Annotated in this window: 30 protein-coding genes and 1 tRNA gene; 16 read left to right on the forward strand and 15 right to left on the reverse strand. The window is 66.0% G+C overall.

The window, feature by feature from the left end:
• The gene (accC, locus tag ACT2BZ_RS21710) at positions 1-1,344 is read left to right on the forward strand and encodes an acetyl-CoA carboxylase biotin carboxylase subunit (RefSeq protein WP_457937670.1); all 1,344 of its coding nucleotides are present in this window, start codon (positions 1-3) and stop codon (positions 1,342-1,344) included.
• Between the two features lie 21 nt (positions 1,345-1,365).
• A complete protein-coding gene (gene aat / locus ACT2BZ_RS21715; protein WP_457937672.1) occupies positions 1,366-1,983 on the forward strand; it encodes a leucyl/phenylalanyl-tRNA--protein transferase in 618 nt (205 codons plus the stop codon).
• 24 nt (positions 1,984-2,007) lie between these two features.
• Here aat and blaOXA read toward each other — a convergent pair whose 3' ends face one another.
• The 5 genes from blaOXA to gatB form a co-directional block, all read right to left on the reverse strand.
• Complete coding sequence (gene blaOXA / locus ACT2BZ_RS21720; protein WP_457941411.1) at positions 2,008-2,763, reverse strand: class D beta-lactamase; 756 nt, start codon at positions 2,761-2,763, stop codon at positions 2,008-2,010.
• Between the two features lie 69 nt (positions 2,764-2,832).
• On the reverse strand, positions 2,833-3,243 hold the full coding sequence (locus ACT2BZ_RS21725; protein WP_457937674.1) for a DUF2155 domain-containing protein: 411 nt from the start codon (positions 3,241-3,243) through the stop codon (positions 2,833-2,835).
• A 170-nt stretch (positions 3,244-3,413) separates the two neighbouring features.
• Positions 3,414-3,812 (reverse strand): NADH:ubiquinone oxidoreductase subunit NDUFA12, encoded by a 399-nt coding sequence (locus ACT2BZ_RS21730; protein WP_457937676.1) that lies wholly within the window; start codon positions 3,810-3,812, stop codon positions 3,414-3,416.
• A 134-nt stretch (positions 3,813-3,946) separates the two neighbouring features.
• Complete coding sequence (locus tag ACT2BZ_RS21735) at positions 3,947-4,447, reverse strand: N-acetyltransferase family protein (RefSeq protein WP_457937677.1); 501 nt, start codon at positions 4,445-4,447, stop codon at positions 3,947-3,949.
• A 6-nt stretch (positions 4,448-4,453) separates the two neighbouring features.
• A complete protein-coding gene (gatB, locus tag ACT2BZ_RS21740; protein WP_457937679.1) occupies positions 4,454-5,953 on the reverse strand; it encodes an Asp-tRNA(Asn)/Glu-tRNA(Gln) amidotransferase subunit GatB in 1,500 nt (499 codons plus the stop codon).
• A gap of 294 nt (positions 5,954-6,247) precedes the next feature.
• Here gatB and ACT2BZ_RS21745 point away from each other — a divergent pair, with 294 nt between their 5' ends.
• Both ACT2BZ_RS21745 and ACT2BZ_RS21750 read left to right on the forward strand, forming a co-directional pair.
• On the forward strand, positions 6,248-6,505 hold the full coding sequence (locus ACT2BZ_RS21745; RefSeq protein WP_457937680.1) for a YjhX family toxin: 258 nt from the start codon (positions 6,248-6,250) through the stop codon (positions 6,503-6,505).
• A gap of 135 nt (positions 6,506-6,640) precedes the next feature.
• Complete coding sequence (locus tag ACT2BZ_RS21750) at positions 6,641-6,919, forward strand: DUF6455 family protein (protein WP_457937682.1); 279 nt, start codon at positions 6,641-6,643, stop codon at positions 6,917-6,919.
• Between the two features lie 20 nt (positions 6,920-6,939).
• Here the strand turns inward: ACT2BZ_RS21750 and ACT2BZ_RS21755 are convergent, their stop codons facing one another.
• Both ACT2BZ_RS21755 and ACT2BZ_RS21760 read right to left on the reverse strand, forming a co-directional pair.
• Entirely contained in the window at positions 6,940-7,371 is a 432-nt protein-coding gene (locus ACT2BZ_RS21755; RefSeq protein ID WP_457937683.1) for a CBS domain-containing protein, read from the reverse strand.
• A 137-nt stretch (positions 7,372-7,508) separates the two neighbouring features.
• Positions 7,509-8,255 (reverse strand): rhomboid family intramembrane serine protease, encoded by a 747-nt coding sequence (locus tag ACT2BZ_RS21760; protein WP_457937684.1) that lies wholly within the window; start codon positions 8,253-8,255, stop codon positions 7,509-7,511.
• A 314-nt stretch (positions 8,256-8,569) separates the two neighbouring features.
• Here ACT2BZ_RS21760 and ACT2BZ_RS21765 point away from each other — a divergent pair, with 314 nt between their 5' ends.
• The 3 genes from ACT2BZ_RS21765 (at position 8,570) to ACT2BZ_RS21775 (ending at position 10,831) form a co-directional block, all read left to right on the forward strand.
• Positions 8,570-9,205 (forward strand): PAS domain-containing protein, encoded by a 636-nt coding sequence (locus ACT2BZ_RS21765; protein WP_457937685.1) that lies wholly within the window; start codon positions 8,570-8,572, stop codon positions 9,203-9,205.
• A 116-nt stretch (positions 9,206-9,321) separates the two neighbouring features.
• Entirely contained in the window at positions 9,322-9,942 is a 621-nt protein-coding gene (locus ACT2BZ_RS21770; protein ID WP_457937686.1) for a PilZ domain-containing protein, read from the forward strand.
• Positions 9,943-10,225: 283 nt separating this feature from the next.
• Positions 10,226-10,831, forward strand: coding sequence for a transglutaminase-like cysteine peptidase (locus ACT2BZ_RS21775; protein ID WP_457937688.1), 606 nt, complete (start codon positions 10,226-10,228; stop codon positions 10,829-10,831).
• Positions 10,832-10,956: 125 nt separating this feature from the next.
• Here ACT2BZ_RS21775 and ACT2BZ_RS21780 read toward each other — a convergent pair whose 3' ends face one another.
• Together ACT2BZ_RS21780 and ACT2BZ_RS21785 are read right to left on the reverse strand one after the other, a co-directional pair.
• Entirely contained in the window at positions 10,957-11,523 is a 567-nt protein-coding gene (locus ACT2BZ_RS21780; RefSeq protein ID WP_457937690.1) for a gamma carbonic anhydrase family protein, read from the reverse strand.
• Positions 11,524-11,547: 24 nt separating this feature from the next.
• Positions 11,548-11,883: a DUF6949 family protein gene (locus ACT2BZ_RS21785; protein ID WP_457937691.1), complete on the reverse strand. Its 336-nt coding sequence runs from the start codon at positions 11,881-11,883 to the stop codon at positions 11,548-11,550.
• A gap of 108 nt (positions 11,884-11,991) precedes the next feature.
• Here ACT2BZ_RS21785 and ACT2BZ_RS21790 point away from each other — a divergent pair, with 108 nt between their 5' ends.
• Complete coding sequence (locus tag ACT2BZ_RS21790) at positions 11,992-12,723, forward strand: hypothetical protein (protein WP_457937693.1); 732 nt, start codon at positions 11,992-11,994, stop codon at positions 12,721-12,723.
• 36 nt (positions 12,724-12,759) lie between these two features.
• On the opposite strand, the gene ACT2BZ_RS21795 is transcribed toward ACT2BZ_RS21790, so the two are convergent.
• Both ACT2BZ_RS21795 and cysE read right to left on the reverse strand, forming a co-directional pair.
• On the reverse strand, positions 12,760-12,963 hold the full coding sequence (locus tag ACT2BZ_RS21795; RefSeq protein ID WP_457937695.1) for a DUF3126 family protein: 204 nt from the start codon (positions 12,961-12,963) through the stop codon (positions 12,760-12,762).
• Positions 12,964-13,097: 134 nt separating this feature from the next.
• Complete coding sequence (gene cysE / locus ACT2BZ_RS21800) at positions 13,098-13,946, reverse strand: serine O-acetyltransferase (RefSeq protein ID WP_457937696.1); 849 nt, start codon at positions 13,944-13,946, stop codon at positions 13,098-13,100.
• A gap of 123 nt (positions 13,947-14,069) precedes the next feature.
• On the opposite strand from cysE, the gene ACT2BZ_RS21805 reads away from it, so the two are divergent.
• On the forward strand, positions 14,070-14,669 hold the full coding sequence (locus ACT2BZ_RS21805; RefSeq protein ID WP_457937697.1) for an HD domain-containing protein: 600 nt from the start codon (positions 14,070-14,072) through the stop codon (positions 14,667-14,669).
• Here ACT2BZ_RS21805 and ACT2BZ_RS21810 read toward each other — a convergent pair whose 3' ends face one another.
• Positions 14,670-14,912 carry a hypothetical protein gene (locus tag ACT2BZ_RS21810; RefSeq protein ID WP_457941412.1) on the reverse strand — a complete coding sequence of 81 codons (243 nt, stop codon included), beginning with the start codon at positions 14,910-14,912 and terminating at the stop codon, positions 14,670-14,672. It abuts the gene before it with no gap.
• A gap of 232 nt (positions 14,913-15,144) precedes the next feature.
• On the opposite strand from ACT2BZ_RS21810, the gene ACT2BZ_RS21815 reads away from it, so the two are divergent.
• Together ACT2BZ_RS21815 and ACT2BZ_RS21820 are read left to right on the forward strand one after the other, a co-directional pair.
• Positions 15,145-15,220, forward strand: a tRNA-Asn gene (locus ACT2BZ_RS21815).
• Positions 15,221-15,361: 141 nt separating this feature from the next.
• The gene (locus ACT2BZ_RS21820) at positions 15,362-15,766 is read left to right on the forward strand and encodes a DUF2177 family protein (RefSeq protein ID WP_457937698.1); all 405 of its coding nucleotides are present in this window, start codon (positions 15,362-15,364) and stop codon (positions 15,764-15,766) included.
• Between the two features lie 6 nt (positions 15,767-15,772).
• Here the strand turns inward: ACT2BZ_RS21820 and ACT2BZ_RS21825 are convergent, their stop codons facing one another.
• Positions 15,773-16,315 carry a hypothetical protein gene (locus ACT2BZ_RS21825; protein ID WP_457937699.1) on the reverse strand — a complete coding sequence of 181 codons (543 nt, stop codon included), beginning with the start codon at positions 16,313-16,315 and terminating at the stop codon, positions 15,773-15,775.
• On the reverse strand, positions 16,312-17,118 hold the full coding sequence (locus tag ACT2BZ_RS21830; RefSeq protein ID WP_457937700.1) for a DUF1295 domain-containing protein: 807 nt from the start codon (positions 17,116-17,118) through the stop codon (positions 16,312-16,314). The genes ACT2BZ_RS21825 and ACT2BZ_RS21830 overlap by 4 nt, the downstream gene beginning before the upstream one ends.
• 176 nt (positions 17,119-17,294) lie before the next feature.
• On the opposite strand from ACT2BZ_RS21830, the gene ACT2BZ_RS21835 reads away from it, so the two are divergent.
• The 4 genes from ACT2BZ_RS21835 (at position 17,295) to ACT2BZ_RS21850 (ending at position 20,798) form a co-directional block, all read left to right on the forward strand.
• Positions 17,295-18,650, forward strand: coding sequence for an NAD(P)/FAD-dependent oxidoreductase (locus ACT2BZ_RS21835; RefSeq protein ID WP_457937702.1), 1,356 nt, complete (start codon positions 17,295-17,297; stop codon positions 18,648-18,650).
• Entirely contained in the window at positions 18,647-19,450 is an 804-nt protein-coding gene (locus ACT2BZ_RS21840) for a DUF1365 domain-containing protein (protein ID WP_457937703.1), read from the forward strand. The genes ACT2BZ_RS21835 and ACT2BZ_RS21840 overlap by 4 nt, the downstream gene beginning before the upstream one ends.
• 131 nt (positions 19,451-19,581) lie before the next feature.
• Complete coding sequence (locus ACT2BZ_RS21845; protein WP_457937704.1) at positions 19,582-20,157, forward strand: sigma-70 family RNA polymerase sigma factor; 576 nt, start codon at positions 19,582-19,584, stop codon at positions 20,155-20,157.
• The gene (locus ACT2BZ_RS21850) at positions 20,154-20,798 is read left to right on the forward strand and encodes a ChrR family anti-sigma-E factor (protein ID WP_457937706.1); all 645 of its coding nucleotides are present in this window, start codon (positions 20,154-20,156) and stop codon (positions 20,796-20,798) included. The genes ACT2BZ_RS21845 and ACT2BZ_RS21850 overlap by 4 nt, the downstream gene beginning before the upstream one ends.
• Positions 20,799-20,814: 16 nt before the next feature.
• Here ACT2BZ_RS21850 and ACT2BZ_RS21855 read toward each other — a convergent pair whose 3' ends face one another.
• Positions 20,815-21,507, reverse strand: a complete 693-nt coding sequence (locus ACT2BZ_RS21855) for a hypothetical protein (protein WP_457937707.1) — start codon at positions 21,505-21,507, stop codon at positions 20,815-20,817.
• A 183-nt stretch (positions 21,508-21,690) separates the two neighbouring features.
• On the opposite strand from ACT2BZ_RS21855, the gene ACT2BZ_RS21860 reads away from it, so the two are divergent.
• Entirely contained in the window at positions 21,691-23,373 is a 1,683-nt protein-coding gene (locus tag ACT2BZ_RS21860) for a nucleotidyltransferase family protein (RefSeq protein ID WP_457937709.1), read from the forward strand.
• The last annotated feature ends 23 nt before the right edge of the window (positions 23,374-23,396 follow it).

The following is a 23,396-nucleotide window of genomic DNA, read 5'->3' on the forward strand; positions in this document are numbered from 1 at the left end:
ATGTTTCACAAAATCCTCATAGCCAATCGCGGCGAGATTGCCCTCCGGGTCCTGCGGGCCTGCAAGGAACTCGGCATCCAGACCGTCGTCGTGCATTCGACCGCCGACGCCGACGCCATGCATGTGCGTCTCGCCGACGAAAGCGTCTGCATCGGCCCCCCGCCGGCGCGCGACAGCTATCTCAACATCCACCAGATCGTCGCGGCCTGCGAAATCACCGGCGCCGACGCGGTTCATCCCGGCTACGGCTTCCTGTCGGAGAACGCCAAGTTCGCCGACATCCTGGCCGCCCACAACATCACCTTCATCGGTCCCTCCGGCGACCATATCCGCATCATGGGCGACAAGATCGAGGCCAAGCGCACCGCCAAGCGCCTCGGCATCCCGGTCGTGCCCGGCTCGGACGGCGCCATCACCGACGATGTCGAGGCGCGCCGCGTCGCCATCGAGATCGGCTTTCCGGTCATCATCAAGGCTTCCGCCGGCGGCGGCGGCCGCGGCATGAAGGTGGCGCGCACCGAAGAAGAGCTTTCCGAAGCACTCTTGACGGCGCGCTCGGAAGCCGGAGCCGCCTTCGGCGACGACGCCGTCTACATCGAGAAGTATCTCGAGAAGCCGCGTCACATCGAGGTCCAGGTGTTCGGCGACGGCATGGGCCGCGCCATCCACCTCGGCGAGCGCGACTGCTCGCTGCAGCGGCGTCACCAGAAGGTCTGGGAAGAGGCGCCCTCGCCGGCTCTCAACGCCGAGGAGCGTGAACGCATCGGCTCGACCTGCTCCAAGGCGATCGCCGACCTCGGCTATTCCGGCGCCGGCACGATCGAGTTCCTCTACGAGGATGGCAATTTCTACTTCATCGAGATGAACACCCGCCTGCAGGTGGAGCATCCGGTCACCGAGGCGATCACCGGCATCGATCTCGTGCACGAGCAGATCCGCGTCGCCTCCGGCGGCGGCTTGTCGGTGACGCAGTACGAGATCAAGTTCAACGGCCACGCCATCGAGTGCCGCATCAACGCCGAGGACGCGCGTACCTTCGTGCCCTCGCCAGGCACCATCACGCATTTCCACACCCCGGGCGGCCTGGGCATTCGCGTCGATTCCGGCGTCTATTCCGGCTACAGGATCCCGCCCTATTACGACAGCCTGATCGGCAAGCTGATCGTGCACGGCCGCAACCGCGTCGAATGCATGATGCGACTGCGCCGCGCGCTCGACGAGTTCGTCGTCGACGGCATCAAGACCACGCTGCCGCTGTTCCAGGACCTGGTCGGCAATCCCGACATCGCCAATGGCGACTACGACATCCATTGGCTGGAGAAGCATCTGGCAAAAACGGAGTAGCGCCCGCGCGCGTCAGCCGCCATGACCCGCCCTTACGCACCAGGCTACCGCATCCCGACCGAGCTGCTGCTCAAGGCCTATGCCTCGGGCGTGTTCCCGATGGCCGAGAGCGCGGCCGACCCTGAAGTCTTCTGGGTCCGCCCGGAAACCCGCGGTGTCATCCCGCTCGACGACTTTCACGTTCCCAAAAGCCTGCGCAAGGCGATCCGCCAGCGTCACTTCGAGATCCGCTTCGACCATGACTTCGAGGCGGTCATCGACGCCTGCGCCGAGAAGCGCGAGGAGCGCAGCTCGACATGGATCAACGCGCCGATCCGGGAAGCCTATGTCGAGCTTCACCGCCGCGGTCATTGCCACTCGGTCGAGGCCTGGCGCGATGGAACGCTTGTCGGCGGCCTCTATGGCGTCAGCCTGGGGCGGGCCTTCTTCGGCGAAAGCATGTTCTCGAAGCAGACAGACGCATCGAAGGTCTGCCTGGTGCATCTCGTCGAGCGGCTGCGCGAGCGCGGCTTCGTGCTGCTCGACACGCAGTTCACCACCGAGCACCTGAAGCGCTTCGGCGCGGTCGACGTGCCGCGCGGGCGTTACGAGAAGATGCTGGCCGAAGCGATCGGCGGCGAGCCCGTCACCTTCGCCTGACACGGGTCTGACGGCCGAGAGCCGTCACAGACCGTCGAGCATTGCCGGCAGGTCCGCAAGCATCGCGTCGCGCGCACCAAAGCCTGGCGTCAGCTCCTGCCGCCTCGCATGCTTCTTCATGCGCGCGAAGACGATCGTTCGCCCGTCCTTCTGCGCCCAGCCGACATACCAGCCGATCGGCCGGTTGCGATCCCGCTTGCCGTTGGCCTGGGACGCGAAGGCAGCGCCCGTCTTGCCGCGAACCGTCCATCCGCCCGGCAGGTTCGCGACAGGCAGGATCGCCTTCGTCATCTCATGGGCATGGGCACTGACCGGAAGCTCTCCCTTGACCAGCCCGGTCAGGAAGTCGACCTGTTCGAGCGGCGAGATCCTGAGCGACGAGCTCAGCCAGGCGCGTTCCAGCCCGTTATCCTTGCCGGCATCGCCCGACACGTCGGAATTGCCGTAGCCGAAGGCCGCCGCATAGCCCGCAAAGCGCGCCATGCCGAGCGACAGCGTCACCTGCTGCGAGTACCAGACCACCGAATCGCGCATCCAGACGGTCGGGCCGGTATCGGCGCGCCACGACTTGATCCAGTCGGCGTAGCCTTCCTTGAAGGACAGCGTCGGGTCTTGAGCGTCCTGCAGGATGCCGGCATCGTAGCCCATCAGGGCGATCGGGATCTTGAAGGTCGAGGCCGGCGGCACGCGCTCGTCGCAGATGCCTTCCTGCAGCAGCACCCTGCCCGTATCGGCATCGGCCAGCACGGTGCATTGAGTGTCGGCGGCAAGCGCCGGCATGGCCGACAGCGCAGCGATGGCCAGCAGCGACAGGGCGCCCGCCAGTCTGTTCACAACAGCCGGCAGCATCTAGGGCGTGACGCGCGTGCTCTTGGGCGCCGGGACGTCGGAGCTCTGCTTGCAGCTCTTCAGCCAGACGTCATAGACCGCGTGCTCGACGGCATTGAGCCCGGGACTCTCGGCGAACATCCAGCCGGAAAAAATCCGCCTGATCTTGCGGTCGAGCGTGATCTCGTCGACCTCGACGAAGGAATCCGTGCGCGGCGCTTCTTCGACCGGCCGCGAATAGCACACGCGCGGCGTCACCTGCAGAGCGCCGAACTGCACTGTCTCGTCGATATAGACGTCGAAGGTGATGATGCGGCCGGTGATCTTGTCGACGCCGGTGAATTCGGCGATCGGGTTGCTGACGCGCTCCGCCCGCGCGGGCATCAGCCCGGCCGCAAGGCCCGCCGCCAGCACAGCCGCGAGGCCCGCCATTCGCCTGATCCGACCTGTTCTATCGTTGAAAACCATACGGAAGGCACCGGAATATTCGCCCGCCCCTTTGGGGTTCGGGCATCTCGTCGCTAATGGAACAGCTACGCAACTAGATGGCAATTGTGGCGACATCAAAACCCGGCCACCCTGCCGTCGGCTTGCCGCAAACGCTAGTTTCCCGGCGTCCAGGCGTCGTAGTCTCCGGTCACCTGCGGCCGCTTGGTATCGCTCAGCACGGAGCCCTTCGGCCGGTAGGCGGCCGACGTACCCGTGTGATTCGGCTCGTGCGGCTTCTGCCAATCGCGCCGGCGGTAGTTTTCTTCTGTCGGTGCGACGTCGACCCGGTGGTGCATCCAGCCGTGCCAGCCGGGCGGGATCATCGAGGCCTCGGCATAGCCGTTATAGATCACCCAGCGCCGCGTGCGGCCTTCCGAATCCGTGCCGCCCTCGTAATAGACGTTGCCGAACTGGTCCTGACCGACCTTCGTGCCCTTGCGCCAGGTATGGAAGCGCGTGCCGAGCGTCTGGCCGTTCCACCAGGTGAAGAACTGGGTCAGGAAGGTTTTCATCGAGATCCTCTTGGCGGGCGAAGGGCGGTCGGCGCGGCCGAAATGACAGCGGCTGCGCGAACGGGGAACTTATGGCTTTCCGGGCGTTGCATTGCAAGGCCCGATGGCGGCCGGCAGCCCGTTCGCATGCGTCCTCATCCAGCGCCCGGCACCGCGCGCTCGAAGATCAGCGCCGGCAGGCCGGAATCTTCGGTGCCGCAATTGCTGGTCCGCCCGACCTCGACGAAGCGTTGCGACAGGTAGAAGCCGATCGCCTTCTCATTGGCCTCCTCGACCTCGAGGCGGAAGCGTTCCGCATCGGGAAAGCTCTCGATCACTTCATCAAGCAGCGCGCCACCGATGCCGCGCCCCTGCATGGCGGGCGCCACGTACAGCTGGTGCAGCATCACCGTCTTGCCGTCGGCCTTCGCTTCGGCATAGGCGACGCCGCCCAGCTGCTCGCCGTCGTCGGCCACGAGAAAATCCGAGTTCGGCACCGTCAGACGACGCTTCAGCGCGGCGATCGAATGCCACTCGTCGGTGATTTCCGTGACTTTGTCGGCGCCGTAGATCGAATCGTAGGTCGCGTGCCAGGTCTCGACCAGCAGCGCCCTGATGGCGTCGAGGTCGGGTTCGCTGGCGGTGCGGACGAACATCCGGACCTACTCCTCGATGCCGAGCTTGGCCTTCACCAGCTCGTTGACCGACTTCGGGTTGGCCTTGCCGCCGGTCGCCTTCATCACCTGGCCGACGAACCAGCCGGCCATGGTCGGCTTCGCCTTCGCCTGCTCCACCTTGTCGGGATTGGCCGCGATGATCTCGTCTACCGCCTTCTCGATGGCGCCGGTGTCGGTCACCTGCTTCATGCCGCGGCTCTCGACCAGTTCGCGCGGGTTCCCGCCCTCGTTCCAGACGATCTCGAACAGGTCCTTCGCGATCTTGCCGGAAATCGTGTCTTCCTTGATCAGGTCGATGATCTCGCCGAGCTGCTCGGGCGAGACCGGCGCCTCCTCGATGTCCTTGCCGGCCTTGTTCAGCGCGCCGAGCAGGTCGTTGATGACCCAGTTGGCGGCCGTCTTGCCGTCGCGGCCTGCCGCCACCTTCTCGAAATAGTCGGCGATCGCCTTTTCCGACACCAGGATCGACGCGTCGTAGACCGACAGGCCGAGGCTCTCGACCAGCCGCTGCTTCTTGACGTCCGGCAGTTCCGGCAGGCCGACCGCCAGCGCGTCGACATAGGCCTGGTCGAACTCCAGAGGCAGCAGGTCAGGATCGGGGAAATAGCGGTAGTCGTGTGCCTCTTCCTTGGAGCGCATCGAGCGCGTCTCGCCCTTTCCGGGGTCGAACAGACGCGTTTCCTGGTCGATCTTGCCGCCATCTTCGAGGATGGCGATCTGCCGCCGCGCCTCATAATCGACGGCCTGGCCGATGAAGCGGATCGAGTTGACGTTCTTGATCTCGCAGCGCGTGCCGAAATCCTCGCCCGGCCGGCGTACCGACACGTTGACGTCGGCGCGCAGCGAGCCCTCGTCCATGTTGCCGTCGCACGTGCCGAGATAGCGCACGATGGTGCGAAGCTTGGTGACATAGGCCTTGGCCTCGTCGGCCGAGCGCATGTCGGGCTTCGACACGATCTCCATCAGCGCCACGCCCGAGCGGTTGAGGTCGACATAGGAGAGCGTCGGGCTCTGGTCGTGGATCGACTTGCCGGCATCCTGTTCGAGATGCAGCCGCTCGATGCCGACCTCGATGTCCTCGAACGCGCCCTTCTTGTCGGGACCGACCGAGATGGTGACGGTGCCCTCGCCGACGATCGGCTGCTTGAACTGCGAGATCTGGTAGCCCTGCGGCAGGTCGGGATAGAAGTAGTTCTTCCGGTCGAAGACCGACTTGTGATTGATCTGCGCCTTCAGCCCGAGCCCGGTGCGGATCGCCTGGCGCACGCATTCCTCGTTGATGACGGGCAGCATGCCGGGCATCGCCGCATCGACCAGGCTGACATTGGAATTGGGTGCCGCGCCGAAGGAAGTGGACGCGCCAGAAAACAGCTTCGATTCCGACGTCACCTGGGCGTGCACCTCCAGGCCGATGATGATTTCCCAGTCGCCGGTGGCTCCGGGGATCAGGCGTTTCGGATCGGGTGTGCGTGTATCGATGAGCATGGCGGCCTGCATTCTGGCTCACGTGCGGCCACGTGAGCGACTGTCCGGGGTTCGCCCCTTCGCTAGTCCAAACCGCCAGGAGAGACAAGACCCGCGGCGCTGGCTGGATTCAGCAGGCCAAACCGGGGTAAAGGTCCCCATCCTTGGAGATTGGATGTTTAGTAGCGCTGAGACCCGGTAAGGCCCTGACCTCTCAGGAGGCAGGGCAGGAAACCTGAAACACCGTGCCGCGATCGCTCGCGGCGGCGGATTTCTGTGTTTGGCCGTCTGGCCATCTTTCCGGGACTTACACCAATGGACATATCGCGCGTCGAACAACGCGTTCTGCACCTGCTTGCCCAGGGCGGGTGGATTGAAGTCGAGAAGAACCACAAGAAGCGCATTGCCGAGGTCAGCTGTCGCACCCGCGACGGCTGGCGTTACCCAGGCATCGACCTCGAGCTTTTCAGGAAGCTGAGGCGCAGGAAGGCAGTCGCCTCCTGTCGTGGCGAGCCCTATCGCATCACGCGCCGGGGCCTCGAACTCGTGCGCTCGCAACTCGACAACAGGTAACGTCGAAGAAGGCCCCTTCGCCGGCCGTCGGCCGGCGGAGGGGCTGCGCGAGCGTGAGGAAGCGTCCCGCCCGCTTGATCCTGGTCAAGGCGGCGATGTTCCAGCATGGCAATCTCCCCCAAAACAGGGAACGGCATGATGGGAATTTTCGGCTTCCTGGCTTCCGGCGCTTCGTCCGGCGGCCTGATGCACCGCATGATGCAGGCGCTCGGCGTAGACCGGCAGCTGAAACTCCTGCCCGGCCATGGCGCGGTGGAAACCCGCGCAACCGAGCGCTGCAGCCGTTGCGAGCATGAGACGGAATGCGCGGGCTGGCTAGCCGCGAACGAGAATGCAAATCCCGACGAGCCGCCGGAATTCTGCGCCACCCGCGATCTCATCGCCCGCCTGAGCAAGCTGCCGCCAGCCCCCTGAAGGGCGGCAGCCGCCTTCTGCTACGCCGTGGCGATGTAACTGCGGATTTCCTCGGCTTCCCGCTCGACGTCCTCGATGCGCCGCTTGACCACATCGCCGATCGAGATGATGCCGTCGAGATGGCCGTCCTTTTCGACCGGCAGGTGACGAAAGCGTCCCTTGGTCATGATTTCCATCACTTCGTTGATGGTGTGGTGCTCGTTGCAGATCTTGACCTTGGGCGTCATTACCTGGCGCACGGTCTGGTCAAGCGAGGCTGCGCCGTCCTTGCCGATCACCCGCACAATGTCGCGTTCGGAAATGATGCCGACGATCTTGCGGTCGCCATTGGTGACGACAAGTGCACCGACGCGGTGCTCGGAGAGAATCCGGATGGCTTCGGACAGTGGTTCGTTGGGCCCGAGCGTGAAGACATCGTGCCCCTTGGTCTCGAGAATGGCTTTAACCGTCATGGCGTCCTCCTCCTGAACCGGTCGGGCGCCCACCTCCAGGGCGTCTGCCCGATCATTGCAGCAATGGTGCTACCGGAAGGGCCGCATTTCAAGTGACGAGTGGCAAATGCCGCGCCGCCGCGGTCGCGGCGCCTGTTTCAAGCGGCCCTGCGGCGCCGGTCGCGGTCGAACGCCGAGATGCCGAAGAATCCGAGCAGAAAGCCACCGATATGCGCCTCCCACGCTATCTGGCTGGTTTCCCCGGGCACCAGGCCGACCAGCCCGGTAATCAGGTTGATGACCATCCAGACGGTGAGGAAGGTCACCACGCCGCGCGACATCAGCACCACGCGCACCGGCAGCACCGGCCCGCCGAAGGCCGCGCGTCCGGAGCTGCGGTCGATCCGGAAGCCGAAGCGCGCCGCAGCGCCCATCATGCCTGAGATCGCGCCCGAAGCGCCGACCAGCGGCGACTGGTCCTGCATGTGCAACATGTAGTGCAGCGCCACCGCAGCAATCGAGGCGGCGACCCAGAACAGGACAAAGCGTGCCGTGCCGAGACGGTTTGCCAGCGGTGAACCGAAGGCGCCAAGCCAGACCATGTTGACGGCAAGGTGCGCGAAGCTGCCGTGCAGCAGCGAATAGGTGACCGGGCTGGTGAAGGTGTAGATGTCGATGGGCACCGCGCCGGAATAGCGGATCGGGATGAAGGCGCCCCGGATCAGTACGGCATAGTCCTGCGCCATCGTCAGGACGTGGAACTGCAGCACGTAGATGCCGACGCACACCGCGATGAAGAACATCACCACCCGGGGCAGGTTGAACACCGGCTCGCGGCGCGGCGGCGGCGCTTCCTGTTCGCTTTGTTCGGGTGCCGCGGGCGGCGGGGCATCTGTGTTGGTCATGGCGAGGCCTGTAGCCGACGCCTGCCCGAATCACAAAAAGAAAAACCGTCCGAAGTTTCCTTCGGACGGTTGGTCGAGCCCCCTGCTCTCCCCAAGATTTTGACTGAAGTGCTGCTCACTTCGTGCATTTGGTGTGCCACGGACCCATTTGGCGCGCAACGTATACCATTCGTTAACCTTAACGTACCCGCGCCGTGAACAACCCGAAACCGGACTGGCATGCATCCTGCTGCGGACCGCATGTAGGTCATCGGAGGGTGCGATTCTGTTCACCGATGGCACAGCAGAAACAGAACGCGGAGCCAGGTATTGTCATGTTGAAGGGATCGGTTGAACTTTTTCGGTACTGGAACCGCCTGCGCAATGGACGGCCGGCGCCCACCCGCACGGAAATCGAGCCGGCCGACATCAAGACGCTGCTTGCCGACACTTTCATCCTCGAGAAGGATACCCGCGGCGAAGCCGTCTTCCGGCTCGCCGGCACGCGGCTCTGCGCCGTCTACGGCCGCGAGCTCAAGGGGTTCTCCTTCCCTTCCCTGTGGCGCGAGAAGGACCAGCGCCTCGTAGCGAGGCTGGCGCACGGCGTTTTCGAAACCAAGTCCGTCGTCGTCATCGCCTTCGAGGGCATCAGCCGCAATGGCCGTTCGAACCCGTTTGAAATGCTGATCCTGCCGCTCGACGGCGGCGTCGCCAATCCGCGCTGCCTGGGTGTCATGTCGGCCGCCGCCAAGCCGTTCTGGCTCGGTGCCGATCCGGTTGAGGCCGCCGACATCGAGTCTGTTCGCGTCATCGATCCGGATCGCGAGGCGCAGGTTGTCGGAAGCCGTCAAGAGATTGATGTGCCTGCGCTTTCGCCGAACGAATTGCCACCGGAAGGCGAACGCCGCAAGATCGGCGGCTCGCGCCGCATTCGGCACCTCGTCGTGCTCGACGGCGGTCGCGAGGAGTAACCGCGAAAGAAGCCCCTCCGGGGCCTGCGGCTTACGCCTTGTTAACCTATTTGGGGCTAACTGAACTCGACACACTTCGTGCGTGGCGAAGATCTTTCAGCGAGGATACAGCAACGATGAGGTCAGCGGCGATCAATTATGCGCCGTCAACGGCTGAAAGGCGTAATTTTCAACGCGTCCGCGTGAAGATCTACGGCCGTTTCATGCTGGAGGATCGTACGGAGCACCCCTGCCAGGTGATGGACATGTCGCCCGGCAACGTGTCGCTTCGCACCGACCGCATCGGTCAGCCCGGCGAAAAGGTGATTGCCTATATCGACCATATCGGCCGTGTAGAGGGCGTGGTCACGCGCACCCTTCAGGACGGCTTCGCCATGACGGTCGTCGCCTCCGACCGCAAGAAGGACAAGCTGGCCGCCCAGCTGACCTGGCTTGCCAACAAGCACGAACTCGACCTGCCGGAAGACCGCCGCCACGAGCGCGTCGCGCCGCGCAATCCGACGAGCGTCCTGCAGCTTACCGACGGCCGCCAGTACGAGTGCCGCATCATCGACCTGTCGCTCTCCGGCGCCGCGATCGAAATTGACGTCAAGCCAGCACTCGGCGTCCAGGTCACGCTCGGTACCATGCGCGGCCAGATCGTGCGCCATTTCGAGGATGGCCTGGCGATCGAGTTCGCCGTCATCCAGCGACCCGAGACACTCGACAGCGAATTCAGCGGCGCCCCGCGTTCCTGACGTCCGCAAGGGCGGCGCTTCAGCTTCCAGTCAGGCCCGGTCTGCTTTGCAGCCGGGCCTTTTTCATGACCTGGCGCGACCTACCTGCCTGCGTCGCGCCGCAACCGCTGCGCACGCTTGCGCTTCCCGTACTGCCTGATCGCTAAAATTTTAGTCAAATGAGTTTTATGTTTTAGTCTTCTTTTCCGCAAACTAGACGCAGGTTTTACTCAACATCTACTGCGTAACTTTGCGTGACATAAATCGACCCGTGTCATTGTCTCCTCGAACGGGGAGACTTGCTATGACGCAAAAGAAGGGGACGTCATTGCTTCTGGCAGTGACCATCTGGCTCGGCGCTTGGGGAAGCGCTCATGCCGGACAGGCATTCATGCATACCGGTGGACGTACCACCCAGCCGATCGGCCACTACGAATTCTGCCAGCGCGAACCCATCGAGTGCCGCCAGAAGACGGCGCGCCAGGCGCCGACGGTCCTGTCGCGGCCGCTCTGGGCCGAGATCGTCTCGATCAACAACGCGGTCAACATGGCCGTCGCGCCGCGCACCGACATGGAGATCTGGGGCAAGGAAGAGCTCTGGTCCTATCCGACGAGCGTCGGCGACTGCGAGGACTACGTGCTGGAGAAGCGCCGCCGCCTGATGGCGCTCGGCGTTCCGGCCGGCGACCTCCTGATCACCGTGGTGCGCCAGCGCAGCGGCGCCGGCCATGCGGTGCTGACGGTGCGCACCAGCCGCGGGGAGTTCATTCTCGACAACCTCGAGACGCGCGTCCTGCCATGGGCCGATACCGAATACAGCTACCTGAAGCGCCAGTCGGAGGTGAACTCCGGCGCCTGGGTCGCGATTGACGACGGCCGCAGCGCTGTCGCGGTCGGCTCGGTCAACTAGGCGAGGCAAGAATCGAGGCTCCCTCAAGGGGGCCTCCAGTGAAAACCCGGTCGGTCCCCACCTCCCCGTCCCCAACGATCGGGTCCAGGAGCCGGTCCCTGTCCCCGGGGCCGGCTCCGCCTTTTTCAGGCCTGCCGTGCCTTGCCGGAAGCAGCAGGAACGTCGGCAACCTCCGTCAGCCCTGCCGTGAAGCGCCTGCCGTTCGCGGCATAATGCGCCGCCGACGCCCGCAGTCCTTCGATTGCCGCCTCGTCGAGCGTCCGCACCGCCTTGGCCGGGGCACCGACGATCAGCGAGTTGTCCGGGAATTCCTTGCCCTCGGTGACCAGTGCGCCGGCGCCGACCAGCGAATTTCGGCCAATCCTGGCGCCGTTGAGGACGATCGCCCCCATGCCGACCAGGCTGTTGTCGCCGATCGTGCAGCCATGCAGGATGGCCCGGTGGCCGATGGTGCAGCCGCGCCCGACCGTCAGCGGATAGCCCGGGTCGGTGTGCATCACAGTGTGCTCCTGCACGTTGCTGCCCTCGCCGATGGTGATCGCGTCATTGTCGCCGCGCATCACCACGCCGAACCATATCGAGACATCGCGCCCGATCGAAAGTTTCCCGATCAGCGTCGCGTCGGGCGCCAGCCAGTTGCTCGAGCGGTCGTCGAAATGCGGCGCGACGTCGTCGATGGCGTAGATCGGCATGTCAAGAATCCTTCCCTGGAGCGGTCAGGATAGGAGAGCGGCGGCGCGCTGCGCAAGGTCGACGGCCACGATGCCCGTCGCCAAGGCCCAGCCGCCGGCCAGCAGGATGCAGATCAGCATGAACAGCGTCGGCACGTGCTCGCGCCGCCAGGCGGCCAGCGCCTCGTTGACCAGCATGAAGGGCCCCGCCCCCGCCGTCGCCGCCAGCGAGCGCAGCACATGCCCGTTGGCCACGAAGGGCTCGCCGAAGGACACCCGGCGGCCCGTCACCAGTTCCAGTGTCGAGCCAACCAGCCCGCACAGCGTCAATCCGGCCAGAAACGTGAAGCAGATCGGCACCAGCGCCATCATCTTTACCATCCGTTTACCATGAAAAAGCAAAGTCGCTTTTGACGGGGCCTCGCAAGATGCGTGCCGCGACAGGCTGTGCCGGAGGGGGACACCGATGCCGGTCATGAGGGCGATGCGATGACGCACACCACGGGGGCGGAAGAGCCCACCTTCCGCACGGTCGATTCGTCGCTGATGATGAAGGTCTTCTACGCCTTCCTGGCGCTGGCCCTGCTGTCGGCGGGAATCAGTGCGGCGGGCAAATGGTACGGGCGCTCGATCGCGCTGGCCGGACACACCGATTCCACCGCGCTGCGCGAGATCGTGATCGGCAACAACGTCGTGTCGGCGCCCGAAAACATGATCCGCTTCGAGCGCGCCCGCCATGACGGCACCGCGCCGCGCCTCGACCTCTATCTGCGCTGGCCGGGGCTCGACGGCTACACCGACGCCGCGCGCGCCGACTTCAACCATGCCGGCGAGACGCGCCGCATCATCTTCTTCTCCTTCGAGGAGCGCATGATGACGCGCGACATGAGCGGTCGCCTGGCGCCGATCTATTCGCCGATGCTGGTCAAGCCCGGCAAGCCGGGGCCTGCCGGCATCACCTTCTATCGCTTCTCGGAAAAGTCGGGTTACCTGAACGAGGTGCTGGCCGTGGCGGCCGAGCCGGGCCGCGAGCCATTCGTCGCGCGCTGCCTGAGCGGCGCGAGTGCCGTGGAATCGCTCGCGCCCTGCGAGCGCGACGTCCATGTCGGCGACAATCTCAGCCTGACATACCGCTTTCCGCAGGAACTGCTCGGCGAGTGGCGCGAGTTGGACGCCGCCCTGCGGAAGAAGGCGGCGGCGATGTTGCGGACCGGCCTCTAGCGGCCGGCCGGCGCAGGACGCCCGGGCGTCACGCGATCAGTCGAGGTCGATGTCGAGAATCGCCATCGAGAAGTTGTAGTCGCCCTCTTCCTCGTCCTTGTATACTAGGCCCAGGAACTCGTCGCCGATATAGACCTCGCAGGAATCCTCCTTGCGCGGCCGGGCCTTGATCTCGAGATTGGGGTTCTGGAAGACCCGCTTGAAATAGCGGTCCAGCTTGAGGATTTCGTCCGGCTTCAATGCATCTCTCCGGTTGGCGGGTTCGGCGCGCTTCTGACACGGCAAGGATGGCGATGTAAAGGCGACAGGACGATTGCCCGCCCCTGCCGCACGACGCAGCGCTGCGAAAGCAAGCCGCCCGAACGCAGCCCGGTTCAGATGTCGAAGCTCGCCACCTGGTCGAGATTCTGCGACGACAGCAACTGGTCCATCTGGCGCGACGGGTGGTCGCAGCCGGTCTCGCCGACGACGCGCGCCGGCACGCCGGCCACCGTCTTGTTGTGCGGCACGGACGCCAGTACCACAGAGCCCGCCGCCACCTTGGCACAATGGCCGACCTCGATGTTGCCGAGAATCTTGGCGCCAGCGCCGATCAGCACGCCGTAGCGGATCTTCGGGTGGCGGTCGCCGCCCGCCTTGCCGGTGCCGCCGAGCGTCACGCCGTGCAGCATCGACACGTCGTCCTCCACCACCGCCGTTTCGCCGACCACCAGCCCGGTGGCGTGGTCGATGAAGATGCCCTTGCCGATGCGTGCGGCCGGGTTGATGTCGGTCTGGAACACCGAAGAGGAGCGGCTCTGCAGGTAGAGCGCGAAATCCTTGCGTCCCTCGTTCCACAGCCAGTGCGCCAGCCGGTGCGTCTGGATGGCGTGAAAGCCCTTGAAGTAGAGTACCGGCATCAGGAAGCGGTCGCAGGCCGGATCGCGGTCGTAATAGGCCTGGATATCGACCCGCACGGTCGAACTCCATTCCGGATTGGCCTTCAGCATCGCCTCGAAGCTCTGGCGGATGATGTCGGCGCCGATGTCCTGATGCGCCAGGCGTTCCGCCAGGCGGTGGATCACCGCCTCCTCGAGGCTGCCCTGGTTCAGGATCGTCGCATAGAAAAACGTCGCCAGCGGCGGATCGCGGTCGACCGCCTCGGCGGCTTCCGTCCTGACCGCGTCCCAGATCGGGTCGATCGGTTCGGGCCTCTGGCTGCGCGCCACGCTCAGCGTATTCATCGGCGGACTCCGTTGTCGGTCTGCTACGTGTGACGGTGATATAGGTGACACCATAGCATTATTGAACTCAATTTTCCTTAGTGCTCGATCAAATGAAATTGGTTCACCGCGAAAATGCCCGGCATGGAAAACGAAACTTTGCTCGATGACGACATCAGGAAAGAGCTGACGGTGCTCTATCGCGGGGCCGACCGCCACTACCACGGCCTCGACCATGTCGAGGCCCTGCTGGCGCTCTGGCGCGAGCACCGCGCCCTGATCGACGACCCCGCGGCGGTCGAGGCCGCGATATGGTTTCACGACGCCGTCTATGACAGCCAGAGGAACGACAACGAGCATCTGAGCGCCCTGCTGGCGCGCGAGAAGCTGGCCGGCCGCGTGCCGGAAGCGCGGCTGGAGCGCATCGTTGCAATGATCGAGGCGACGGCGATCCACACGCCGCCGGTGGCCGGCGATCCGCAAGGCTTTGGCGACGCGGCGCTCTTTCTGGACATGGACCTGTCGATCCTCGGCGCCCCGCCCGCCGCCTTCGACGCCTACGAGGAGGCCATCCGCCGCGAATATGCCTGGGTGGACGACGCCGCCTGGCGCAAGGGCCGCGCCGGCGTGCTGCGCCGCTTCGCGGAGCGTCCCCGCCTCTATCTGACCGATACGTTCAGGCAGAATCTCGAGGCGCCGGCGCGCCGCAACATCGAACGGTCTCTCGCGAGCCTTTCGGGCTGACTACGGGTTCCTGCGCCACCGCTTGCCCCAGCGCACCGCGCCGCGCCTTCTGAGCCGCCTGATCCCGGAATGGTCGTGCGACAGGACAAGCAGTCCGAGCGGAATCATCCAGAAACCGAGCACCGGCAGGAAGCCGAGCGTGCCGCACAGCACCAGCGTGACGCCGAGCGAGATTCGCGCCGCGCGCGAAGCCGGGATGCCGATCTTGCGTCCGAAGACGTTGATCGTGCGCCGGCGTGGCATCTCGGCGGGCTCGGCCTCGTCGATCACGGGTGGTTCTTTCTGCACGCTGCCGCCGTCCGCCTTCGCTAAAGCCTTGGATCGGGCGCATCCGCGCCCCATATCGTGGGATATGATGCCCGGCCACGGCCTTTGCGAGTAGGGACGCAAAACAAAAGGCGAAAAAAAGGTTGTCGCCTCTTTGCAAAGCCGAAAATGGTTTGCTATAGGCAGCCCTCGCTCACGCGAGCCCTGTTCCCCGATAGCTCAGTTGGTAGAGCATTCGACTGTTAATCGAATTGTCGCAGGTTCGAGCCCTGCTCGGGGAGCCACTTCCTTCCAAACGTCGAGATTTCCGCGGAAAGCGCCTTCCGCCGCCGTTCCCGCTCGACCGCAGCCCCACCCCCCGGTGATCCAATCCCCGCCCGCGCCCGTATTCCCTCCAAACACGTCCCCTGGATGGAGAATGCCCCGTGAAGACCTACCTCGTCGCCTATGCCGCCACCGGCCTCGCCTTTCTCGTGCTCGATGCGCTGTGGCTGTCGAAGATGGGGCCTACCTTCTACAAGCCGGTCATGGGCGACGCCGCGCTCGAGGGCTTCCGCATGGCGCCGGCTGTGGTCTTCTACTTTCTCTACCTCGTCGGCATCATGATCTTCGCCATCTCGCCGGCGCTCGACGACGGCCGCTGGACGACAGCGCTCGTCTATGGCGCGTTGTTCGGCTTCTTCGCCTACGCAACCTACGACCTCACCAACCAGGCGACGCTGAAGAACTGGAGCACGGCGCTGTCGGCCGTCGATATCGCCTGGGGCACCTTCGCCACGGCGATGGCGGCCACCGCCGGCTATCTCGCCACCGGCATCTTGGGCCGCTGACGCGCTTCAGGCTTCCCGCGCGGCGGAAAACTGCAACCCGACAATGACGAGCAGCGACCCGGCGCTGACCGCGTTGAGCGTCAGCAGCCGCGCCAGCACGTCCGCCGGCATGGCGACGACGCCTGACGGATCGAGTGCCCCGACGGCGAGCCAGGCGGCGCCCGCCAGCGCCGCGAGCAACAGGCCGAGCCAGGTCTCGCCGCGCCGGAACTGCAGCGTCGCGATCATCAGCACCGGCCCGAGAAACAACAGGACACCCGTTCCGGGCGGCATCAGCAATGCGGTCATCGTCGTGTTGGCGATGCCGGCAACCGGCAGCAGCGCCCGGCCGGCCAGCGCGTGGCGGCGCGACAGGAAGGGAACGGCGAGAAAGATCGGCGTCGTCAGCAGCGTGAACAGCGTCGGCCAGGCGGCCGGCCCAGCGATCCACCAAACATAGACCGGATAGAAGGGCTGGCTTGCAGCGACGATCAGCGCGAGAGCATTGCTGGCGCGCGCCAGCGGATCCGGATGGGCGACCAGTCGGTCATAGGCAGCGGCGTAGCTCACCGCGCATCCTCGGCCGAGCGCGGGATCGGCCAGAAGGCCCTCACCCGCCGCTTGTAGTCCTCGAATGCCTGACCGCGCGTCTCTTCCATGTGCTTTTCGAGCGGCGGGATGCCCGACACCCTGACCAGCAGATAATACATCAGCAGCGGCGCGAGCAGCGCCAGCCAGCCCTGCCAGTAGCCGCCGGCAATGCCGATCGCGACCAGCGGATAGGCAACCCATCCGAGCCATTCGAAGAAATAGTTGGGGTGACGAGACAGAGCCCACAGGCCCCGATCCATGATCTTGCCCCTGTTGGCCTCGTCGTCGCGGAAGCGCTGCATCTGGTGGTCGGCAATCGCCTCGCCGGCAACCGCGGCGGCAAACAGCGCCAGCGCCAGGATGTCCTGCAGGCGCAGGTCAGGCGCCGCATTGCGCGCCGCGACATAGACGGCAAGCACCAGCACGAAGCCTGCAGCCGCCTGGCTCTGCAGGAAGCCGAACATGCGCAGCTCCGCCCCCTCGCCCCATTCGCGCCGCAGCGCCTGGTAGCGCGGATCGAAGCCGTGCCTCAGCGTGCGCCGCGCCAGATGCAGCACCAGCCGCGCCGACCATGTCGCCACCAGCACGGCAACGAGCGCCTGTCGCCACCACTCGGCGCCAGCCGACGGCAGCAGCGCGGCAACCACGCCGACCGCCCCCACCGCCGCCGACCAGGTCACGTCGACCCAGCCGGATTTCCCGGTCCGGCTTTCGTAAAGCCAGGCGCTGCCCATCGCGAGCGACAGCAGCGCGGCAAGGACGAGCAGATGGAGTGCGGTCATGGAGACTTCCTGACTGTTTCACGCCCGCGCCCGGAGCGCGGGCGAAACTGATTGTCACCCGGATACGTGGCTCCACCTGCGGCGGATCACCGGTTGTCACGAAATGCACCGCTCGACTGATCCGCCGGCGGCACCGGCCCGTATACCAACCCGACTGACACCAGGACGCCCATTGCATGAACACCGTCACGCCCATCCACGGAACCCGCCGCCACCTCAAGATCGCCGTCGTCGGCAGCGGCATATCCGGGCTGTCCGCCGCCTGGCAGCTCAGCCGCTCGCATGACGTGACGCTGTTCGAGGCCGACGACCGGGTGGGCGGCCACAGCCACACCGTCGATGTGGGCGGCGTCGCCGTCGACACGGGCTTCATCGTCTTCAACGAGGTGACCTACCCGAACCTCACGGCGCTGTTTGAGCATCTCGGCGTTGCCACCAAGCCGTCCGACATGTCCTTTGCCGTCTCGCTCGACGACGGCGCCTTCGAGTATTCGGGCTCGAGTGCCGGGCTGTTCGCCCAGAAGCGCAACCTGTTGCGCCCCGCCTACTGGTCGATGATGCGCGACATCATCCGCTTCTACAAAACCGCACCGCGCGACGTGCCGACGCTCGGCCTGACCTCGCTCGAGGACTATCTCGACAGCAAGGGCTACGGCACCTCCTTCCGGCGCAACCATCTCTACCCGATGGCGGCGGCCATCTGGTCGACGCCTGCGGCCGAGGTTTCGCGCTTTCCGGCCCGCGCCTTCATCCGCTTCTTCGACAATCACGGCCTGCTGAACCTGGGCTCGCGGCCGACCTGGAAGACGGTCGACGGCGGCAGCCGCAACTACGTGGAAAAGATGACACGCGCCTTTTCGGCCGGCGTCAGGACGGCCAGCGGGGTCAGAACGGTCCGCCGGCTTGGCGACAGCGTCATGATCGAGGACAACAACGGCGCCATCGAAGGCTTCGACCACGTCGTCATCGCCACCCATGCCGACGCCGCGCTGAAGATGCTGGAACGGCCGACGGCCCGGGAGCAAGAACTGCTCGGCGCCTTCCGCTACATCGACAACGAGGCGGTGCTGCATGCCGACGACAGCGTCATGCCGAAGCGCCGCGCCACCTGGTCGAGCTGGAACTACACCGCCACCCGCGACGGCGAGCGCTGCCGCGACCTGTCGGTGACCTACTGGATGAACGCGCTGCAGGGCATTCCGGCCGACAATCCGATGTTCCTGACGCTGAACCCGATCCGCGATCCGGACCCGAAGAAGGTCTACCACAGCCAAGTCTACAGCCACCCGGCCTACGATTCGACGGCGGTCGCGGCACAGGAAAGACTGTGGTCGCTGCAGGGCAACCAGAACACCTGGTTCTGCGGCGCCTATTTCGGTGCCGGTTTCCACGAGGACGGCCTGCAATCGGGTCTCGCCGTTGCCGAACAGCTTGGCGGCGACCGCCGGCCATGGGACGTCGCCGAGGAATCTGGCCGCATCACGCTGGGCAGCCCCGCGGCCCGGCCCGACCTGGCGGGGGCGCTGGCATGAAGAAGACCCTCTCCGCGCTCTATGCCGGCTCGGTGATGCATCTCAGGCTTCGCCCGCGCCGCCACCGGCTGAACTACAGCATCTTCCAGCTGCTTCTCGACCTCGACGAGATCGACGCGCTCGACGGCAGCCTGCGGCTGTTCTCGCGCAACCGCTTCAACCTGTTCAGCTTTCACGACCGCGACCATGGCGACCGTAGCGGCGGCAACTTGCGCTGCCATGTCGAGCGCGCCCTCGGCGCCGCCGGCATCCGGCCCGCCAGTGGGCGCATCGCGCTGCTCACCATGCCGCGCATCCTCGGCTACGTCTTCAACCCGCTCAGCGTCTATTTCTGCTACGACCGCGGCGGCAGCCTGCACGCCATACTCTACGAAGTCGCCAACACATTCGGCGGCCGCCACGACTACGCCTTCCAGGTCGGGCGGCCCTCCGAGGACGGCTGGCTGGAGCATGGCTGCGACAAGCGTTTCTTCGTCTCGCCCTTCATGGACATGGATCTCGGCTACGCCTTTCGTGTCCGCCCGCCCGAGGGAGGTTTCAACCTGTCGATCACGGTCGGCGACGCTGAAGGCCCGATGCTCTCCACCGTTCAGACTGCCGAGCGGAGGACGCTGTCGGACGCCACGCTGGCGCGCGTCGCGCTGGCCTATCCGCTGATGACGCTGAAGGTCATCGCAGGCATTCACTGGGAGGCCGTCCGCCTGTGGCTGAAGGGCGTGGGCCTGCGCCCGATCCCGCGCAATCCCAAGCCCCGCGCCGCGGCCGAGGGCGGCGTCGGCCAGGCCGTGCCCGAGCAATGACCGCCTTGTCCGCCCCCGCAATGATTGCGATGATGCGGCCTGTCGCGACGGCTTCGAGGAAGGTCCATCATGCAACATTCTGGTCCGGCGCCGGACCCGACCGCCTGCGGCGCCTGCCCGGGAAACGGCTCGTGACGGGACGGGACGAACTCGCCGCGCCGACGGCGGCCGAGCTGTCGCATCTTGTGATGCGCGTCGCCAGGTCCGACCGCCAGGCCTTCGAGCAGTTGTTCCGCCACTTCGCGCCGCGCGTGAAGGCCTATATTCTGCGCGGCGGCGCCGAGCCCGGCCTCGCCGAGGAGGTCGCGCAGGAAACGCTGCTCGCCGTCTGGCGCAAGGCGTCGGGCTTCGATCCGGCCAAGGCCGGTGCCGCGACCTGGATCTTCACCATCGCGCGCAACCTGCGCATCGACCGTGCCCGCCGCAAGGGCCCGCCGCCGACCTTGGGCGAAGACCCTAGCCAGCAGGCCGAGGCGCCGCCACCCGCCGACGAGGTGATCGCCGCCGCCGAGCGCGACGACCGCGTGCGCCGGCTGGTCGAAACCCTGCCCGCTGAGCAGGCAGAGGTCCTGCGCCTCTCCTTCTTCGCCGAGGAGCCGCAGACCGAGATCGCCGCGCTACTCGGCATTCCGCTCGGCACCGTCAAATCCCGCGTCCGGCTGGCCATGGCCCGCCTGCGCACCGCACTGGAAGATCTGGAGCGATGATAGAATTTCACCCCACCGATGACTCTCTAGCCAGGCTTGCCGCCGGCACGCTGGAGGCCGGACCGACCATCGTCGTGCGCACCCATGTCGACGGCTGCGAGCGCTGCAGAAATGCCGTCGGCCGCTTCGAGGCGGTCGGCGGCGCGCTGCTCAACGCCATCGAGCCGGTCGCCATGCAGGCCGACGCCTTTGCCCTCGTCGCGGCGCGCCTCGATCGCCCGGCCCCCGCCACTGGCACCCCGACGCCGACCCGCGCCGTTCCCGCCAACGGGCCGATAGAGCTTCCGGCGGCGCTCGACGGCCTGGAGATCGGCCGCTGGCGCTGGCTGGCTCCCGGCGTGCGCCGCAGCCGCGTCACCATTCCCGGCGCGCCCAACGCCGACCTCGTGATGTACCGCATCGGCCCCAACAGGCGCCTGCCGCATCACGGCCATGCCGGCTCGGAATACACCCAGGTCCTCTCCGGCTCCTTCTTCGACGAGACCGGCCACTACCGCCCCGGCGACCTCGTCGAGGCCGATGGCGACGTCGACCACCAGCCGCGCGTCGGCCCGGAAGGCGAGTGCATCTGCCTCGCCGCCGTCGAGGGCCGCATGCTGCCCAACGGCTTCTTCGGCCGAATGATGCGTCCCTTCGTCTGACCGGCCGCCGGCCCGGCTAGTAGCTGTGGCGGGTCGCCTTGACCCGCCGCACCAATGCCGCGTCGTAGGGTTCGCCGAGAAACTCGAACAGCTGGCGTGGATAGTCCGTGTCGGCCTGCCATGCGTCGTAGCTGAACAGCAGCCCGTTCGGCATTTTCTCGGCCTGCCGCGCCATCCTCACTCGAGCGTGCACCAGAATCTCGGTTCTCCGCGCCGACTGGAACCCCGGCCACCAGCCGCTCTTGCCGGTTCCCTCGATCGAGCGGACGTTGAATATGAAGCCGGCGCCCGGAAAGCCCCGCTCGATGAAGTGCAGGTAGCCGGAGAAATCCTCGTCGCTCATATCGGTCAAGAGGTGGCGGATTTCCTTGAAGCCGCAGCAGCGCGTAGCGGCCGGTGGCGCGACGACCTCGTCGAGGAAGCCGTCGAGCCAGCGACGCGCGATCCTCTCGGTGTCGAGGTGGTCGGAGCCATACCATGGCGACGTCGGGCTTTTCGCGCCGCTGTGGAAGCGCCGTGCACGATCGATCGCCGCGCTCGCCTTGTAGAGGTGGAACAGCGTCGCTCCGTTCTCTCCGCGGATGCAATAGCCGTCGATCGCGTTGAGCAGCCCCTGCAGCAAGGTTGAGCCGCTGCGCCCGTAGGTGACGACAAAGAGGAACGGAAACCGGGCCGGGTCCCGACCCGCAAGATAGCTGTCGATAGACATGCTCCCCCTGCCCGTCTAGCGACCGCTCGCCGCCGACGGCCATCTTCGTTCGCTGCGGCCATCGGTACAAGACCCGCCCCGCTAGCTTTCCATTGGCAGTCGCAACACCGCCTCAGCCGCCTGTTTTTCCTTGCCATGGCAACAGATGGATGGTGACTTGGCAGGGGTTCGGGACCGCCAGAAATGATATTCAAGGACTACGGCGCAATATTCCTGCATCCGGGAAAGACAGCGGGTACCGCCATCGAGGGATATTTCGCCCCGGAGGGCCGCGACCCGCTGGTCGCCGACCGATCTTGCGCCTTCGGCTTCGACCCTGGCCTCGGCATCTTTCTGCAGCACGCAACGCTTGCGGTCGTGCGCGACCTGGCCGGCAATGAGACCTGGGAGCGCAGCTTCAAGTTCGCCATCGTGCGCAATCCCTATGCGCGCATGGTGAGCGTCTTCAACTACGGTCTGAAGAGCCACCTCGCTCGGTTCGGCTCTTTCGACGGCTTCGTCCGCGCCCTGCCCGCCCTGTCGCGCAGCCCGGCCTCCCGCCTCGGCAACCACCTTTCGCCCCAGATACTCTACACGCACGACCGCCAACGCCAGGCTATCGACTATGTCGGACGCTTCGAGGCGCTCGATCTGGCGCTGTCCGACGTCGGCCAGCACTTGCGCCTTGCCGACCCGATCCGTCTGCGCCCGCCGCCCGCAAAGTCCCCGCAGCCCGGCAAGGCGGCCATCGGCTCGCTAGATCCCGAACTCGCAGCGATCATCCTCGACACCTATCGCGAGGATTTCGAGGCTTTCGGCTACGACACCGCGCTTCCCGTCATCGAGCAGAACGCGAGCCGGACCTTGTCGGCCGGAGGCTTCGCCGCCGAGAGCGACCCGGTCAGGCGCCGCGGCTTGCCGGGCCTTGCAGGCCGCAATGCCGACAACTGGCTTCTCTGGGCCGCCGACCCGCTTGCCGATCAGCGGTCGCCGCCGGCCGTGGCGCTCGATGCCGGCAGCGCTGCCGGCCTGCTCGCCCAGGCGGAATTGCATGGCGTGCTGCCCGCCGTGGTCGGCAACCTCGCGATCCTCGACGGCGACCCTGCCCTGCGGACACTTCTGGATGAGGCCGGCGCCGGTCTGCGCGCCGCGCGCGCGCTTGTCCTCATGCTGCGCAGCGAGCTCTCCGCCATAGAGGCTGCAACAGAGGGCCTGCCCTTCACTGCAATCAAGGGCCCGGTCTTCTCAGCCGCCATCTATCCAAGTCGCGCCCTGCGCTCCTATTCCGATATCGATCTCCTGGCCGCGCCGGACGCGCTGGCGCCTCTCGGCACCCTGCTTGCCGGGCGCGGCTATCGCCTTGCCGACGAAGCCGGGGCGAGGCTGCGCGGAGAATGGGTCTGGGTGCATGCGGAGAACCCCCTGCTAATGGTCGAGGTCCACTCCGACCTGGTACACTCCCCGGGTCTCAAGAGCGGCTTCTCCTTCACCTACGACGACCTGACGCAGGACAGCCGCACGCCTGCCGGCTGCCTGCTGGTGGCATGCGTCCACGGCGCCTACCACTACTTCGAGCGGCTGCAGCATGTCGTCGACATCTGCCAGGCGGCACGTGCGCTCTCGTCTTCCGACGAGGCCCGCTTTCAGGCGCTGGCGCAGGCGCCCGGCGCGCGCTTTGCGGCCATCACCGGCCTCAACCTCGCAGGCCGTCTGTTTGCCGAGCCGCGCTGCTTCGAGATCGCCGCGGCACTGCGCCCGGTGCGCGGCACGCGCCGCGCCGGTTGGCTGATCGGCCGCCGTACCGTGTTGACCAGCAGGACCGAAGCGCGAAGTGTTCATTCATGGCGCCGCCAAGCCTACCGGCAACTCCTCAAGCACCGCGGCTGACGCAGCGACAAGGCGGCCGGCTC

This window comes from Mesorhizobium sp. 10J20-29 (assembly GCF_054130485.1).